The organism is Flavobacterium sp. (assembly GCF_036405015.1).
GTDB lineage: Bacteria > Bacteroidota > Bacteroidia > Flavobacteriales > Flavobacteriaceae > Flavobacterium.
This window is the reverse complement of sequence record NZ_DASWYK010000188.1, coordinates 1-12,993: the sequence shown is the minus strand read 5'-3', so window position 1 is coordinate 12,993 and position 12,993 is coordinate 1. Positions and strand designations below refer to the sequence as shown.

The 12,993-nt window shown below is 35.5% G+C and carries 24 protein-coding genes; all 24 read right to left on the bottom strand.

What is annotated here, in order from left to right; all coding sequences use genetic code 11:
- Window positions 1-3: 3 nt before the first annotated feature.
- The 24 genes from rplO to rpsL all read right to left on the bottom strand — a co-directional run bounded on the left by rplO (window position 4) and on the right by rpsL (window position 12,693).
- Entirely contained in the window at window positions 4-456 is a 453-nt protein-coding gene (gene rplO / locus VGE71_RS16105; protein WP_095952361.1) for a 50S ribosomal protein L15, read from the bottom strand.
- Window positions 457-467: 11 nt separating this feature from the next.
- Complete coding sequence (rpmD, locus tag VGE71_RS16100; RefSeq protein ID WP_008464315.1) at window positions 468-650, bottom strand: 50S ribosomal protein L30; 183 nt, start codon at window positions 648-650, stop codon at window positions 468-470.
- A 10-nt stretch (window positions 651-660) separates the two neighbouring features.
- A complete protein-coding gene (gene rpsE, locus VGE71_RS16095; protein ID WP_085949269.1) occupies window positions 661-1,185 on the bottom strand; it encodes a 30S ribosomal protein S5 in 525 nt (174 codons plus the stop codon).
- Between the two features lie 3 nt (window positions 1,186-1,188).
- Window positions 1,189-1,539, bottom strand: coding sequence for a 50S ribosomal protein L18 (gene rplR, locus VGE71_RS16090; protein ID WP_008464310.1), 351 nt, complete (start codon window positions 1,537-1,539; stop codon window positions 1,189-1,191).
- An 11-nt stretch (window positions 1,540-1,550) separates the two neighbouring features.
- Entirely contained in the window at window positions 1,551-2,093 is a 543-nt protein-coding gene (gene rplF / locus VGE71_RS16085) for a 50S ribosomal protein L6 (RefSeq protein ID WP_331139234.1), read from the bottom strand.
- An 18-nt stretch (window positions 2,094-2,111) separates the two neighbouring features.
- On the bottom strand, window positions 2,112-2,510 hold the full coding sequence (gene rpsH, locus VGE71_RS16080) for a 30S ribosomal protein S8 (protein ID WP_008464306.1): 399 nt from the start codon (window positions 2,508-2,510) through the stop codon (window positions 2,112-2,114).
- Between the two features lie 105 nt (window positions 2,511-2,615).
- Window positions 2,616-2,885: a 30S ribosomal protein S14 gene (gene rpsN / locus VGE71_RS16075; protein WP_031456037.1), complete on the bottom strand. Its 270-nt coding sequence runs from the start codon at window positions 2,883-2,885 to the stop codon at window positions 2,616-2,618.
- A gap of 3 nt (window positions 2,886-2,888) precedes the next feature.
- The gene (rplE, locus tag VGE71_RS16070; protein WP_012022484.1) at window positions 2,889-3,440 is read right to left on the bottom strand and encodes a 50S ribosomal protein L5; all 552 of its coding nucleotides are present in this window, start codon (window positions 3,438-3,440) and stop codon (window positions 2,889-2,891) included.
- A 2-nt stretch (window positions 3,441-3,442) separates the two neighbouring features.
- Complete coding sequence (gene rplX / locus VGE71_RS16065; RefSeq protein WP_008464300.1) at window positions 3,443-3,757, bottom strand: 50S ribosomal protein L24; 315 nt, start codon at window positions 3,755-3,757, stop codon at window positions 3,443-3,445.
- 12 nt (window positions 3,758-3,769) lie between these two features.
- A complete protein-coding gene (gene rplN, locus VGE71_RS16060; RefSeq protein WP_007803649.1) occupies window positions 3,770-4,138 on the bottom strand; it encodes a 50S ribosomal protein L14 in 369 nt (122 codons plus the stop codon).
- Window positions 4,139-4,140: 2 nt separating this feature from the next.
- Complete coding sequence (gene rpsQ, locus VGE71_RS16055) at window positions 4,141-4,401, bottom strand: 30S ribosomal protein S17 (RefSeq protein WP_012022485.1); 261 nt, start codon at window positions 4,399-4,401, stop codon at window positions 4,141-4,143.
- A 17-nt stretch (window positions 4,402-4,418) separates the two neighbouring features.
- Window positions 4,419-4,610 carry a 50S ribosomal protein L29 gene (gene rpmC / locus VGE71_RS16050; RefSeq protein ID WP_008464297.1) on the bottom strand — a complete coding sequence of 64 codons (192 nt, stop codon included), beginning with the start codon at window positions 4,608-4,610 and terminating at the stop codon, window positions 4,419-4,421.
- A gap of 12 nt (window positions 4,611-4,622) precedes the next feature.
- Complete coding sequence (gene rplP / locus VGE71_RS16045; RefSeq protein WP_008464295.1) at window positions 4,623-5,048, bottom strand: 50S ribosomal protein L16; 426 nt, start codon at window positions 5,046-5,048, stop codon at window positions 4,623-4,625.
- Window positions 5,049-5,067: 19 nt separating this feature from the next.
- Complete coding sequence (gene rpsC, locus VGE71_RS16040; protein WP_008464292.1) at window positions 5,068-5,826, bottom strand: 30S ribosomal protein S3; 759 nt, start codon at window positions 5,824-5,826, stop codon at window positions 5,068-5,070.
- A 5-nt stretch (window positions 5,827-5,831) separates the two neighbouring features.
- On the bottom strand, window positions 5,832-6,245 hold the full coding sequence (gene rplV, locus VGE71_RS16035; RefSeq protein ID WP_007803631.1) for a 50S ribosomal protein L22: 414 nt from the start codon (window positions 6,243-6,245) through the stop codon (window positions 5,832-5,834).
- 8 nt (window positions 6,246-6,253) lie between these two features.
- Entirely contained in the window at window positions 6,254-6,532 is a 279-nt protein-coding gene (gene rpsS / locus VGE71_RS16030) for a 30S ribosomal protein S19 (protein WP_008464288.1), read from the bottom strand.
- 6 nt (window positions 6,533-6,538) lie between these two features.
- Window positions 6,539-7,363, bottom strand: a complete 825-nt coding sequence (gene rplB / locus VGE71_RS16025) for a 50S ribosomal protein L2 (RefSeq protein ID WP_008464287.1) — start codon at window positions 7,361-7,363, stop codon at window positions 6,539-6,541.
- A 9-nt stretch (window positions 7,364-7,372) separates the two neighbouring features.
- Window positions 7,373-7,663, bottom strand: coding sequence for a 50S ribosomal protein L23 (gene rplW / locus VGE71_RS16020; protein WP_144217597.1), 291 nt, complete (start codon window positions 7,661-7,663; stop codon window positions 7,373-7,375).
- 7 nt (window positions 7,664-7,670) lie between these two features.
- Window positions 7,671-8,300, bottom strand: a complete 630-nt coding sequence (gene rplD, locus VGE71_RS16015) for a 50S ribosomal protein L4 (RefSeq protein WP_144217595.1) — start codon at window positions 8,298-8,300, stop codon at window positions 7,671-7,673.
- Complete coding sequence (gene rplC, locus VGE71_RS16010; RefSeq protein ID WP_144217592.1) at window positions 8,300-8,917, bottom strand: 50S ribosomal protein L3; 618 nt, start codon at window positions 8,915-8,917, stop codon at window positions 8,300-8,302. The genes rplD and rplC overlap by 1 nt, the downstream gene beginning before the upstream one ends.
- Before the next feature lie 407 nt (window positions 8,918-9,324).
- Window positions 9,325-9,630, bottom strand: coding sequence for a 30S ribosomal protein S10 (gene rpsJ / locus VGE71_RS16005; RefSeq protein ID WP_007803605.1), 306 nt, complete (start codon window positions 9,628-9,630; stop codon window positions 9,325-9,327).
- A gap of 10 nt (window positions 9,631-9,640) precedes the next feature.
- Window positions 9,641-11,797 (bottom strand): elongation factor G, encoded by a 2,157-nt coding sequence (fusA, locus tag VGE71_RS16000; RefSeq protein WP_331139233.1) that lies wholly within the window; start codon window positions 11,795-11,797, stop codon window positions 9,641-9,643.
- A gap of 11 nt (window positions 11,798-11,808) precedes the next feature.
- Window positions 11,809-12,285, bottom strand: coding sequence for a 30S ribosomal protein S7 (gene rpsG, locus VGE71_RS15995; RefSeq protein WP_026727879.1), 477 nt, complete (start codon window positions 12,283-12,285; stop codon window positions 11,809-11,811).
- Between the two features lie 24 nt (window positions 12,286-12,309).
- The gene (gene rpsL / locus VGE71_RS15990) at window positions 12,310-12,693 is read right to left on the bottom strand and encodes a 30S ribosomal protein S12 (protein ID WP_007136570.1); all 384 of its coding nucleotides are present in this window, start codon (window positions 12,691-12,693) and stop codon (window positions 12,310-12,312) included.
- Window positions 12,694-12,993 lie beyond the last annotated feature (300 nt).

Genomic DNA, 12,993 nt, shown 5'->3' with positions numbered 1-12,993 from the left:
AAGTTATATAGTTACAGCTTCTCCACCAGCAGCTTCAATAGCAGCTTTTGCAGTAGCAGTAAATTTGTGGGCAGTTACTTTTAATTTTGCTTTCAATTCTCCTCTACCTAAAATCTTAACGATTTCATTTTTAGTAGCTAGACGATTTGCTACGAAATCTGTCATTGAAACAGAATCAGTAATTGCACCGTTATCAACTAATAATTGAAGAGTATCTAAATTAACACCTTCGTATTCTTTACGATTGATGTTTTTGAAACCAAACTTAGGTACACGTCTTTGAAGTGGCATTTGTCCTCCTTCAAAACCAATCTTTTTAGAATAACCAGAACGAGATTTAGCTCCTTTGTGGCCTCTTGCAGCGGTACCACCTTTTCCAGAACCTTCTCCTCTACCTAATCTTTTATTTTGATTGTGTGTAGATCCTTCAGCAGGTTGTAAGTTACTTAAATTCATAACAGTATTTGTTATTTAGCTTCTTCTACAGAAACTAAGTGTTTAACTTTGTTTATCATCCCAAGGATAGCAGGATTTGACTCATGCTCCACAACTTGTCCAATTTTACGTAGACCTAAAGCTTCCAAACCTCTCTTTTGAGAAAGAGGGCAGTTGATTTTGCTTCTTACTTGTTTTACTAATAATTTAGCCATAATTTCCTAATTAACCTTTAAAAACTTTCTCTAAAGAAACACCTCTTTGTTTTGCAACAGTATGAGCGCTTCTCATTTGCAATAAAGCATCAAAAGTTGCTTTTACTACGTTATGTGGATTTGATGATCCTTGAGATTTAGACAATACATCGTGAATACCAACTGACTCAAGAACTGAACGAACAGCTCCACCAGCAATAACTCCAGTACCATGAGAGGCTGGAATTAAGAATACACGTGCACCACCAAATTTACCTTTTTGTTCGTGAGGAACAGATTGTCCATTCAAAGGAATTCTCACTAAGTTTTTCTTAGCATCTTCTACTGCTTTCGCAATTGCTTCAGAAACGTCTTTAGATTTTCCTAATCCGTGACCAACTACTCCATTTTCATCACCTACAACTACAATAGCAGAAAAACCAAAAGCTCTACCTCCTTTTGTAACTTTAGTAACACGATTAACACTAACTAGACGATCTTTTAATTCAAGACCACTAGGTTTTACCAATTCTACATTTTTGTATTTAGACATAATATATTAGAATTTAAGTCCAGCAGCTCTTGCGCCTTCCGCTAATGATTTAATACGACCGTGATATAAATATCCACCTCTATCAAAAGTGATAGTATCTATCCCAGCTTTTAACGCTTTCTCTGCAACTAATTTTCCAACAGCAGCAGCTACTTCAACGTTAGTACCTTTTCCTATTTCTTTTTCTCTTGAAGATGCAGCTAATATAGTAACTCCATTTACATCATCAATAATTTGAGCGTAAATTTCTTTATTACTTCTAAAAACAGAAAGTCTAGGTCTTGCAGCAGTACCACTAACCGATTTTCTAATTCTGAATTTAATTCTCTGTCTTCTTTCAGATTTTGTTAATGACATAATCTTATATTTTAAGCTGATTTACCTGCTTTTCTTCTTAATACTTCACCCACAAATTTAACACCTTTTCCTTTGTATGGCTCAGGCTTACGGAAACCTCTGATTTTCGCAGCAACTTGACCTAAAAGTTGTTTATCAAATGATGTTAATTTTACGATTGGGTTCTTACCTTTTTCAGATATTGTTTCTAAAGATACTTCTGGAGCAATTTCTAAAACAATATTGTGAGAATATCCAAGAGCTAAATCTAATTTTTGACCTTGGTTTGAAGCTCTATAACCAACTCCAACTAATTCTAGTTCTTTTGTGAAACCTTCAGATACACCAACAATCATATTATTGATCAAAGATCTAAATAATCCGTGTTTTGCTCTATGGTCTTTATGATCAGACGATCTTTCAACTAAAACTTGATCGCCTTCAACAGTTACATTTACGTCCGAAAACTCTTGTACTAGTTGACCTCTTTTTCCTTTTACTGTAATAATACCGTCTTTAACTTCAACAGTTACACCAGCAGGGATTACAATTGGGCTTTTACCTATTCTTGACATCTTATCTAGTGTTTAAAATTAGTATACGTAACAAATTACTTCACCACCTACATTTAATTGCTTAGCTTGTTTTCCAGTCATCAAACCTTTTGACGTAGAAACAATAGCAATTCCTAATCCGTTAAGGATTCTTGGTAATTTGGCAGCACCTGCGTACTTACGTAAACCAGGTTTACTAATTCTCTGGATATCTTTGATTACAGGCTCTTTAGTATCTTTATCATACTTCAAAGCAATTTTGATAGAACCTTGTACAGTGTTCTGCTCAAATTTGTAACTTAAGATGTAACCTTGATCAAATAAGATCTTAGTTATCTCTTTTTTTAGATTAGATGCTGGAATTTCAACAACTTTGTGGTTTGCAGCCACAGCGTTACGAACTCTAGTCAAATAATCTGCAATAGGATCTGTATACATATGTATTTGATTGCGATTATGGTTTTCGGGAGATACTCATCTCCCGAACCTTTAATCAATTAAAAATTATTTTTTGGTTTGCAAAAGTAATAACTTATTGCGAGATTACCAAGAAGCCTTTTTAACTCCTGGAATTAACCCATTGTTAGCCATTTCACGGAAAGTTACACGTGAAATACCGAATTGACGGATGTAACCTCTAGGTCTACCTGTTAATTTACAACGGTTGTGTAAACGAACTGGTGAAGCATTTTTAGGTAATTTTTGTAAACCTTCGTAGTCTCCAGCCTCTAATAAAGCTTTTCTCTTCTCAGCATACTTAGCTACCGTTTTCTCTCTTTTCACCTCGCGGGCTTTCATTGATTCTTTAGCCATGTCTTAATTCTTTTTAAAAGGTAATCCTAATTCAGCCAATAATGACTTTGCTTCCTTGTCTGTTTTTGCAGTAGTAACAAAAGTAATATCCATTCCTGAAATTTTGTTCACTTTGTCAATATCAATTTCTGGGAAAATGATTTGCTCCAAAACTCCAAGGTTGTAGTTACCTCTTCCGTCGAAACCAGTAGCTTTAATACCACCAAAATCTCTTACACGTGGTAAAGCAGAAGTAATAAGTCTATCTAAAAACTCATACATTCTTTCTCCACGTAAAGTAACTTTTGCTCCAATAGGCATTCCTTTTCTCAATTTGAAAGACGCAACGTCTTTCTTAGAGATTGTAGAAACTGCTTTTTGTCCAGTGATCTTTGTTAACTCATCAACTGCATAGTCAATAAGTTTTTTATCAGATACAGCTGCACCAACTCCACGGCTCAAAACGATTTTTTCAAGTTTAGGAACTTGCATTACGTTTGTATATCCGAACTCTTCTTTAAGAGCAGAGATTACTCTACTCTTATATTCTTCTTTTAGTCTAGGTGTATATGCCATTACTATAGTACTTGATTAGATTTTTTTGAAAATCTTACTTTCTTATCTCCTTCTACTCTAATACCTACTCTAGTTGTTTCCTTAGTTTTAGGATCAATTAAAGCAATGTTAGAAATTTGAATAGAAGCCTCTTTCTTAACGATACCACCTTGAGGGTTTTTAGCACTTGGTTTAGTGTGTTTTGAAACCAAGTTTACACCTTCAACTATCGCTTTATTTTTCTCACGGTAAACACGTAAAACTTTACCTTCAGCACCTTTATGGTCTCCAGCAATAACTCTTACGATATCTCCTGATTTTATTTTTAGCTTTATCATCTTAAAAACGAATTAAAGCACTTCTGGTGCTAATGATACAATTTTCATGAATTGTTTTTCACGAAGTTCTCTTGCTACCGGACCAAAAACACGAGTTCCTCTCATTTCTCCTGCAGCATTCAAAAGAACACATGCATTGTCATCGAAACGGATATAAGAACCATCAGCTCTTCTCACTTCTTTTTTAGTACGTACAACAACTGCAGTTGAAACAGCTCCTTTTTTCACGTTTCCGTTTGGAGTTGCATCTTTGATAGAAACTACAATTTTGTCACCAACAGAGGCATATCTTCTTTTAGTACCTCCTAAAACACGAATAGTTAAAACTTCTTTAGCTCCCGTGTTATCTGCTACTTTTAGTCTTGATTCTTGTTGTACCATAATTATTTAGCTCTTTCTAAGATTTCAACTAATCTCCAACATTTCGTTTTACTTAAAGGACGCGTTTCGCTAATTCTTACAGTATCTCCAATGTTACAGTCGTTTGTTTCGTCGTGTGCAACATATTTCTTAGTTTTCAACACGAACTTACCGTATAATGGGTGTTTTACTTTTCTTACTTCAGAAATAACGATAGATTTATCCATCTTATTTGAAGTAACAACACCTATTCTTTCTTTTCTTAAATTTCTTTTTTCTTCCATCTTTCAGCAGAATACAATTATTGTAACTCTCTTTTAGTTAACTCTGTAGCTAATCTTGCAACTGTTCTTCTAACGCTTCTAATTTGAAGTGGGTTAGCAATTGGAGAGATAGCATGAGCCATTTTTAGGTCAGCATATACTTTCTTAGTTTGACTAAGCTTTTCTTGCAACTCCGCTGCAGAAAGATCTTTTATTTCTGATTGTTTCATAATAAATATAAATTATGCTTCGAAATCTCTAGCAACGACGAACTTAGTTTTAACTGGAAGTTTTTGAGCTGCAAGACGTAAAGCCTCTTTTGCAACTGACAATGGAACTCCTCCAACTTCAAACATAATTCTTCCTGGTTTAACAACAGCAGCCCAATACTCAACTGCTCCTTTACCTTTACCCATACGTACTTCAAGAGGTTTCTTCGTAATAGGTTTGTCTGGGAAAATTTTAATCCATAATTGTCCCTCTCTCTTCATGTAACGAGTTGCAGCGATACGTGCAGCTTCGATTTGACGAGAAGTTAAGAACATTCCATCTTCATGTACAGATTTAATACCAAACATTCCATTAGAAAGTTCATGCCCTCTTTGAGAGTTACCCTTCATTCTACCTTTTTGTACCTTACGGTATTTTGTTCTTTTAGGCTGTAACATTTTTCTTTAGTTTAAAAATTTACTTTCTTTTACGAGCGTCTGGTTTACCTCCTTTGTTAAAGTTAGATTTGCCTCTAGGAGCATCTCCACCTTTACCACCACCAGTACCAGATTGTTTTTTGTCCATTCCAGCAAGTGGAGAAAGTTCTCTCTTACCGTAAACTTCACCTTTCATGATCCACACTTTGATCCCCATTCTACCGTAAGTAGTATGAGCTTCAGCCAAAGCATAATCAATGTCAGCTCTGAAAGTTGATAGAGGAATTCTACCTTCTTTGAAACCTTCCGAACGTGCCATCTCAGCTCCATTCAAACGACCAGAAATCAAAACTTTGATACCTTCAGCGTTCATACGCATAGAAGCAGCAATAGCCATTTTGATTGCACGTCTGTAAGAAATACGGCTTTCGATTTGACGAGCGATGCTTGTCGCCACAAGATAAGCATCTAACTCAGGTCTTTTAATTTCAAAGATGTTAATTTGAACCTCTTTATCAGTAACTTTCTTAAGTTCCTCTTTTAACTTGTCTACCTCTTGTCCACCTTTTCCGATAATGATACCAGGTCTAGCAGTAGTGATAGTAACGGTTACAAGCTTTAAAGTTCTCTCGATGATTACTTTAGATACACTAGCTTTTGATAAACGAGCATGGATATACTTTCTGATTTTGTGATCTTCAGCTAATTTATCGCCGTAATCATTTCCACCATACCAGTTTGAGTCCCATCCTCTGATGATACCAAGTCTATTTCCAATTGGATTTGTCTTTTGTCCCATGCTGCTTAAGAATTGCTTTGTGTGTTATTGATAGCTCCAAGCACGATTGTTACGTGATTAGAACGTTTTCTTATTCTGTGTGCACGACCTTGAGGAGCTGGACGAAGTCTTTTTAACATCATTCCACCATCTACTCTGATCTCTTTAACAAATAATCCAGCTTCTTCTAAATTACCTTCACTATTTTTTTGCTCCCAGTTATTGATTGCAGATAATAATAGTTTTTCTAATTTTCTTGAAGCTTCTTTAGAACTGAATCTTAAAATGTTAAGTGCTCTTTCTACCTTCTGACCTCTTACCAAGTCCGCTACTAAGCGCATTTTTCTAGGTGAAGTAGGGCAGTTATTCAATTTTGCGAAAGCGATAGACTTATTAGCCTCTTTTCTCGCATCTGCTGTTTCTCTTTTACGAACTCCCATTGCTTCTTTTATTTTTTACCTTTATTTTTTGCTCCAGCATGACCTCTAAAAGATCTAGTTGGTGAAAACTCTCCTAATTTGTGACCTACCATGTTTTCTGTTACGTAAACTGGTACAAATTGACGACCGTTATGAACTGCGATAGTTTGTCCAACGAAATCTGGAGTAATCATTGAAGCTCTAGACCAAGTCTTAACAACTGCATTTTTACCACTTTCTACGTTTTCTTGAACTTTCTTGTCTAATTTATAATGAACGAAAGGTCCTTTTTTTAATGAACGTGCCATATCTTATTATTTCTTTCTACGTTCTACGATATACTTGTTACTCGGGTTTTTCTTAGAACGAGTTCTGTAACCTTTAGCTGGCAATCCGTTTCTTGAACGTGGGTGCCCTCCAGAAGAACGTCCTTCACCACCTCCCATAGGGTGATCAACTGGGTTCATCGCTACTGGTCTAGTTCTAGGTCTTCTTCCTAACCATCTTGTTCTACCTGCTTTACCAGATACAACTAATTGGTGGTCAGAGTTAGAAACAGCTCCAATTGTAGCCGAACAAGTTAACAAGATTAATCTTGTCTCACCAGATGGCATTTTAATTGTTGCATATTTCCCGTCTCTTGCCATTAACTGAGCAAAAGTTCCAGCTGAACGAGCGATAACCGCTCCTTGTCCTGGACGTAACTCAATACAAGATATAACAGTTCCAAGAGGAATTCTGCTTAAAGGTAAAGTATTACCAATCTCTGGTTGAGATTCTGGACCAGAAACTAATTTCTGACCAACTTTCAATCCGTTTTGAGCGATAATATAAGTTTTCTCTCCATCAGCATAAGCTAATAAAGCGATAAACGCAGTACGATTTGGATCGTATTCGATTGATTTCACTGTAGCTGGAATTCCATCTTTAGTTCTTTTGAAATCAATAATACGATATCTCTGCTTGTGACCACCACCCGTATAACGCATGGTCATCTTTCCTTGACTATTTCTACCTCCAGAGTTTTTTATCGGCGCTATCAAAGAGCGTTCCGGCTTATCAGTTGTAATGGCGTCATAACCATTCACAACTCTAAATCGCTGACCTGGGGTAATAGGTTTTAATTTTCTTACTGACATTTTTCTATCTTAGATATTGTTGTAAAAATCAATTGTTTCTCCTTCTTGTACTTGAACAATTGCTTTTTTAATTGCATTTGTCTTTCCACTGATTAAACCACTTTTAGTGTATTTAGTAGATCTATCTGGTCTCACATTCATTGTGTTAACAGAAACGATAGTTACTCCATAAGCAGCCTCAACAGCTTTCTTAATTTCAACTTTGTTTGCTTTTTTGTCAACAACGAATCCGAAGCGGTTTAGAACTTCACTTTCTTTGGTTACTTTTTCCGTTACTATAGGTCTGATAATGATGCTCATATTCCTATTATTTACTTAAATTTTCTTCAATTAACCCTAAAGAACCTTCCAAAAGCACTAAATTATTAGCGTTTAATATTGCGTAAGTGCTTAATTCTGAGCTAGTTACGACGTTAGAAGCCTTCAAATTGCGTGACGACAAATATACATTTTTATTTGACTCACCCAACACGAATAGAGATTTTTTATTTTCTAACCCTAAAGCTTTCAAAACGTTAATGAAATTTTTAGTGTTTGGCACTTCAAAATTAAAGTCTTCAAGAACTACAATGTTTGACTCTTTTGCTTTAATTGAGAAAGCTGATTTTCTAGCCAATCTTTTCAAGCTTTTATTCAATTTGAATGAATAACTTCTTGGTCTTGGTCCGAAAACTGTTCCTCCACCTTTAAACAAAGGATTCTTAACACTTCCTGCACGAGCAGTACCAGTTCCTTTTTGTTTTTTAATCTTACGTGTACTTCCAGTTACTTCAGCTCTTTCTTTAGCTTTGTGAGTACCTTGTCTTTGATTAGCAAGATATTGCTTAACATCAAGATATACAGCGTGATTGTTTGGCTCAATTGCGAATACTGAATCAGAAAGTTGAACTTTTCTTCCAGTATCTTTTCCGTTGAAATCTAATACTTTTACTTCCATTACTTCTGAATGATTACGTAAGAGTTTTTGTGCCCTGGAATACATCCTTTAACAACAAGTAGATTCTTTTCAGCAACTACTTTTAAAACTCTAAGGTTTTGAACTTTTACATTTTCTCCTCCCATTCTTCCAGCCATACGCATTCCTTTGAATACTCTAGATGGATAAGAAGAAGCTCCTACAGAACCTGGCGCTCTTAAACGGTTGTGCTGACCATGAGTAGCTTGTCCAACCCCACCAAAACCGTGACGTTTAACAACACCTTGGAAACCTTTACCTTTAGACACACCTTGTACATCTACAAATTCTCCTTCTTCAAAAATAGTAACATCAATAAGATCTCCTAATTTTTGTTCAGTTGCGAAATCTTGGAATTCAACGACTTTTTTCTTAGCAACAGTTCCAGCTTTTTTAAAGTGCCCTAAAGCAGCTTTAGTAGAATGTTTCTCGTTTTTGTCATCGAAACCAAGTTGCAACGCTTCATACCCGTCAACCTCGTTGGTTCTGACTTGGGTAACAACGCATGGTCCAGCTTCGATTACTGTACAAGGAATGTTTTTCCCGTTTTCATCGAAAATACTAGTCATGCCGATTTTCTTACCAATTAACCCAGACATAAATATTAATTATTAATTACTAAAATTCCCTTCAATTTGAAAATAACAGAAATTTCCAAACAGGGAGTGCAAAAGTAGTTATTAAAATTGAATATACCAAACAGTTACAAAAATTAAATCGCTCATTATCAAAATCCAAGCATCAAATTAGCATTAAAAACAAACTTTTCAACACAAATTCCGAAAGCACTTTTTTCAATTTACAAACAATTTACACCTAACAATTTATTAACAAAATAACAACGAAAAACCTTCGCATCACCTTAAAACAAAGGATTTTATAACAAAACACAAAAAAAAATCCTCAGCCTAAACCATTCAAAATCACACAATCAAAATCAATCTTTTAAAACAAAAAAAGCGAGTCATTTCTGACTCGCTTTTTATATAAAAAAAATATAAAAAAATTATACTTTTATCTCTACTTCAACACCACTTGGCAATTCAAGTTTCATTAAAGCATCAATAGTTTTAGATGAAGATGAATAAATATCAATCAATCTCTTGTATGACATTACCTCAAATTGCTCTCTCGCTTTTTTGTTAACGTGCGGAGAACGCAATACAGTGAAAAGTTTTTTGTGAGTTGGCAACGGAATTGGACCTGTTACAACCGCTCCAGTAGTTTTTACTGTTTTTACGATCTTTTCAGCAGATTTATCTACCAACATGTGATCGTAAGATTTTAGTTTTATTCTGATTTTTTGACTCATTTTCTTAAAATTAAGCGTTACCTTTTGCTTTTTTGATTACCTCTTCTGAAATATTAGAAGGTGTTTCTGCATAGTGAGAGAACTCCATTGTTGAAGTAGCTCTACCAGAAGATAATGTTCTTAATGTAGTTACATAACCAAACATTTCTGATAAAGGCACATCAGCTTTGATAGTTTTAGCACCATTTCTATCACCCATGTCATTAACTTGACCTCTACGACGGTTCAAGTCACCTACGATATCACCCATGTTTTCTTCAGGAGTAATAACTTCGATTTTCATGATTGGCTCAAGAATAACAGCTCCAGCAGCACGTCCAGATTCTTTATAACCCATTCTAGCAGCTAATTCAAAAGAAAGAGCATCAGAATCCACAGGGTGGAAAGATCCATCTAATAAAGTTACTTTCAAACTATCAACAGCGTATCCAGCTAATGGACCTGTTTTCATAGCTTCACGGAAACCTTTTTCAACAGCAGGGATATATTCTTTAGGAACGTTACCACCTTTTACCTCATTAACAAACTGTAATCCTACAGGAACTTTACCATCAACTTCATCAGCAGGCTCGATTCTAAATACGATATCACCGAATTTACCACGACCTCCAGATTGTTTCTTGTAAGTTTCTCTATGTTGAGCAGATTTAGTAAACGCCTCTTTGTATTCTACTTGTGGCTCACCTTGGTTAACCTCTACTTTAAACTCTCGTTTCATACGATCAACTAAGATATCTAAGTGAAGCTCACCCATACCAGAAATAATAGTTTGACCTGAAGCCTCATCAGTTCTCACAGTAAACGTTGGATCCTCTTCAGCTAATTTAGCCAAAGCCATACCCATTTTATCAACGTCAGCTTTAGTTTTAGGTTCAATAGCAATACCGATTACTGGCTCTGGGAATTTCATAGATTCCAAGATAATTGGATTCTTTTCGTCAGATAGAGTATCTCCAGTTTTGATATCTTTAAATCCTACAGCAGCCCCAATATCTCCAGCCTCAATAAATTCGATTGGATTTTGTTTATTAGCGTGCATTTGGTAAATACGAGAGATTCTCTCTTTGTTACCAGAACGAGTATTTAAAACATAAGAACCAGCATCTAAACGTCCAGAATAAGCACGGAAGAAAGCTAAACGACCTACGAATGGGTCAGTAGCAATTTTAAATGCTAAAGCAGCAAACGGCTCTTTTACATCTGGTCTACGTAAGATTTTAGTTTGATCTTCTTCTAATAATTCAGCATCATCAGGGTGAATTCCTTCAATACCTTCTTTATCTAATGGAGATGGTAAATATTTACAAACTGCATCCAACATAAACTGAACACCTTTGTTTTTGAAAGAAGAACCAGCAAGCATAGGAATGATTGCCATATCAATAGTAGCTGCTCTTAAAGCATTGTTGATTTCTTCCTCAGTAATAGAATTTTCATCTTCCATGTACTTATCCAAAAGATTTTCATCATAAGTTGCAATCTCTTCGATAAGAATAGAACGGTAATGCTTAACATCATCAACCATATCAGCTGGGATATCTACAACGTCAAAAGTAGCTCCCTGAGTTTCATCATGCCATACGATAGCTTGATTTTTAACTAAGTCAACAATACCTTTGAAATCTGCTTCATCACCAATAGGCAAAGTAATTGCAACCGCATTCGATTTCAACATATCTTTAACCTGTCCGCATACAGCTAAAAAGTTAGCACCTTGACGGTCCATTTTGTTTACGAATCCCATACGAGGAACTCTATATTGATCAGCAAGTCTCCAGTTAGTTTCCGATTGTGGCTCAACACCATCAACAGCACTAAATAAGAAAACTAAACCATCAAGTACACGTAAAGAACGGTTTACCTCTACAGTAAAGTCAACGTGCCCAGGAGTATCAATAATATTAAAGTGGTATGGTAATGATTCTGGGATAACTTTACCTTGTACAGTTGGAAAGTTCCAAGTACAAGTTGTAGCAGCAGAAGTAATTGTAATACCTCTTTCTTGCTCTTGAGCCATCCAGTCCATTGTTGCAGCACCATCGTGCACCTCACCAATTTTGTGTGATTTTCCAGTATAAAAAAGAATACGCTCAGTTGTTGTTGTTTTACCAGCATCAATGTGAGCAGCGATTCCGATATTTCTTGTATATTTTAAATCTCTAGCCATTTCTTTACGAATTAAAATCTAAAGTGAGAGAATGCTTTATTAGCTTCTGCCATTTTGTGAGTATCCATTCTTTTCTTAACTGCAGCACCTTCTTCTTTAGCAGCTGCTAAACACTCAGAAGCTAAACGTTGTGCCATAGATTTTTCATTTCTTCTTCTTGAATAAAGTATTAACCACTTCATTGCCATAGAAATTTTTCTGTCTGGACGAATTTGCATTGGGATTTGGAATGTAGCTCCACCAACTCTACGGCTACGTACTTCTACGTGAGGCATAACGTTTGTTAAAGCATCTTTCCAGATCTCTAATGAAGTTTTCTCATCATTTTGCTTTTTAGTTTCAATGATATCAATAGCATCATAAAATACTTTAAAAGCTGTAGATTTCTTACCATCCCACATTAAGTTGTTCACAAAACGTGTCACTAATTGGTCATTAAACCTTGGATCCGGTAAAAGTGGTCTTTTCTTTGCCGCTCTTTTTCTCATGTCTTTTTCTTAAAAGTTTTTAAATTACTTTTTTGCTTCTTTTGGGCGTTTAGCACCGTACTTAGATCTTCTTTGCGTTCTTCCTGCAACACCTGACGTATCAAGCGCTCCACGAACGATGTGATATCTAACACCTGGTAAATCTTTTACCCTTCCACCTCGCACTAATACTATCGAGTGCTCTTGTAGATTGTGTCCTTCTCCTGGGATGTAAGCATTCACCTCATTACCATTTGTCAAACGCACACGCGCAACTTTACGCATTGCAGAGTTTGGTTTTTTTGGTGTAGTAGTGTAAACACGCGTACAAACCCCTCTTCTTTGAGGACAAGAATCTAAAGCAACCGATTTACTCTTCTTAGTGATCTGAGTTCTTCCTGTTCTTACTAATTGTTGAATTGTTGGCATAATTAATACTAAAAATTATTATGTTTATTAAATTCCCGCTTTTTACGGGGTTGCAAATGTATAAAATATTTTTCACTATACAAACGTTAAATCATTAATTTTCAACAACATTATTTATATCTATGATTTCACAAAGAAACATTGGATATTTGCTTTACATTTAACCAACAAACAATTGCTTTTTGAAACAATTACTTAACATATTCATTTTCTTAATCACTTCAGGCTGTTTTGCCCAATCGTTTTACTTAAATGTAAATGGGATCAACAAAAAACAAAGCCAAACAATTGATTCTATAT

Coding starts and splice junctions, on each gene's coding strand:
- fusA (WP_331139233.1), bottom strand. CDS start 11,797: ATGGCTAGAGATTTAAAATATACAAGAAATATCGGAATCGCTGCTCAC.
- rplP (WP_008464295.1), bottom strand. CDS start 5,048: ATGTTACAGCCTAAAAGAACAAAATACCGTAAGGTACAAAAAGGTAGA.
- rplF (WP_331139234.1), bottom strand. CDS start 2,093: ATGTCAAGAATAGGTAAAAGCCCAATTGTAATCCCTGCTGGTGTAACT.
- rplD (WP_144217595.1), bottom strand. CDS start 8,300: ATGGAAGTAAAAGTATTAGATTTCAACGGAAAAGATACTGGAAGAAAA.
- rplO (WP_095952361.1), bottom strand. CDS start 456: ATGAATTTAAGTAACTTACAACCTGCTGAAGGATCTACACACAATCAA.
- rpsN (WP_031456037.1), bottom strand. CDS start 2,885: ATGGCTAAAGAATCAATGAAAGCCCGCGAGGTGAAAAGAGAGAAAACG.
- rpsS (WP_008464288.1), bottom strand. CDS start 6,532: ATGGCACGTTCATTAAAAAAAGGACCTTTCGTTCATTATAAATTAGAC.
- rpsH (WP_008464306.1), bottom strand. CDS start 2,510: ATGTATACAGATCCTATTGCAGATTATTTGACTAGAGTTCGTAACGCT.
- rpmC (WP_008464297.1), bottom strand. CDS start 4,610: ATGAAACAATCAGAAATAAAAGATCTTTCTGCAGCGGAGTTGCAAGAA.
- rplV (WP_007803631.1), bottom strand. CDS start 6,245: ATGGGAGTTCGTAAAAGAGAAACAGCAGATGCGAGAAAAGAGGCTAAT.
- rplB (WP_008464287.1), bottom strand. CDS start 7,363: ATGTCAGTAAGAAAATTAAAACCTATTACCCCAGGTCAGCGATTTAGA.
- rpsC (WP_008464292.1), bottom strand. CDS start 5,826: ATGGGACAAAAGACAAATCCAATTGGAAATAGACTTGGTATCATCAGA.
- rplE (WP_012022484.1), bottom strand. CDS start 3,440: ATGGCATATACACCTAGACTAAAAGAAGAATATAAGAGTAGAGTAATC.
- rplR (WP_008464310.1), bottom strand. CDS start 1,539: ATGTCATTAACAAAATCTGAAAGAAGACAGAGAATTAAATTCAGAATT.
- rplN (WP_007803649.1), bottom strand. CDS start 4,138: ATGGTACAACAAGAATCAAGACTAAAAGTAGCAGATAACACGGGAGCT.
- rpmD (WP_008464315.1), bottom strand. CDS start 650: ATGGCTAAATTATTAGTAAAACAAGTAAGAAGCAAAATCAACTGCCCT.
- rplW (WP_144217597.1), bottom strand. CDS start 7,663: ATGAGCATCATTATCAGACCTATAGTAACGGAAAAAGTAACCAAAGAA.
- rpsL (WP_007136570.1), bottom strand. CDS start 12,693: ATGCCAACAATTCAACAATTAGTAAGAACAGGAAGAACTCAGATCACT.
- rpsJ (WP_007803605.1), bottom strand. CDS start 9,630: ATGAGTCAAAAAATCAGAATAAAACTAAAATCTTACGATCACATGTTG.
- rpsQ (WP_012022485.1), bottom strand. CDS start 4,401: ATGGAAGAAAAAAGAAATTTAAGAAAAGAAAGAATAGGTGTTGTTACT.
- rpsG (WP_026727879.1), bottom strand. CDS start 12,285: ATGAGAAAAAGAGCGGCAAAGAAAAGACCACTTTTACCGGATCCAAGG.
- rplC (WP_144217592.1), bottom strand. CDS start 8,917: ATGTCTGGGTTAATTGGTAAGAAAATCGGCATGACTAGTATTTTCGAT.
- rplX (WP_008464300.1), bottom strand. CDS start 3,757: ATGATAAAGCTAAAAATAAAATCAGGAGATATCGTAAGAGTTATTGCT.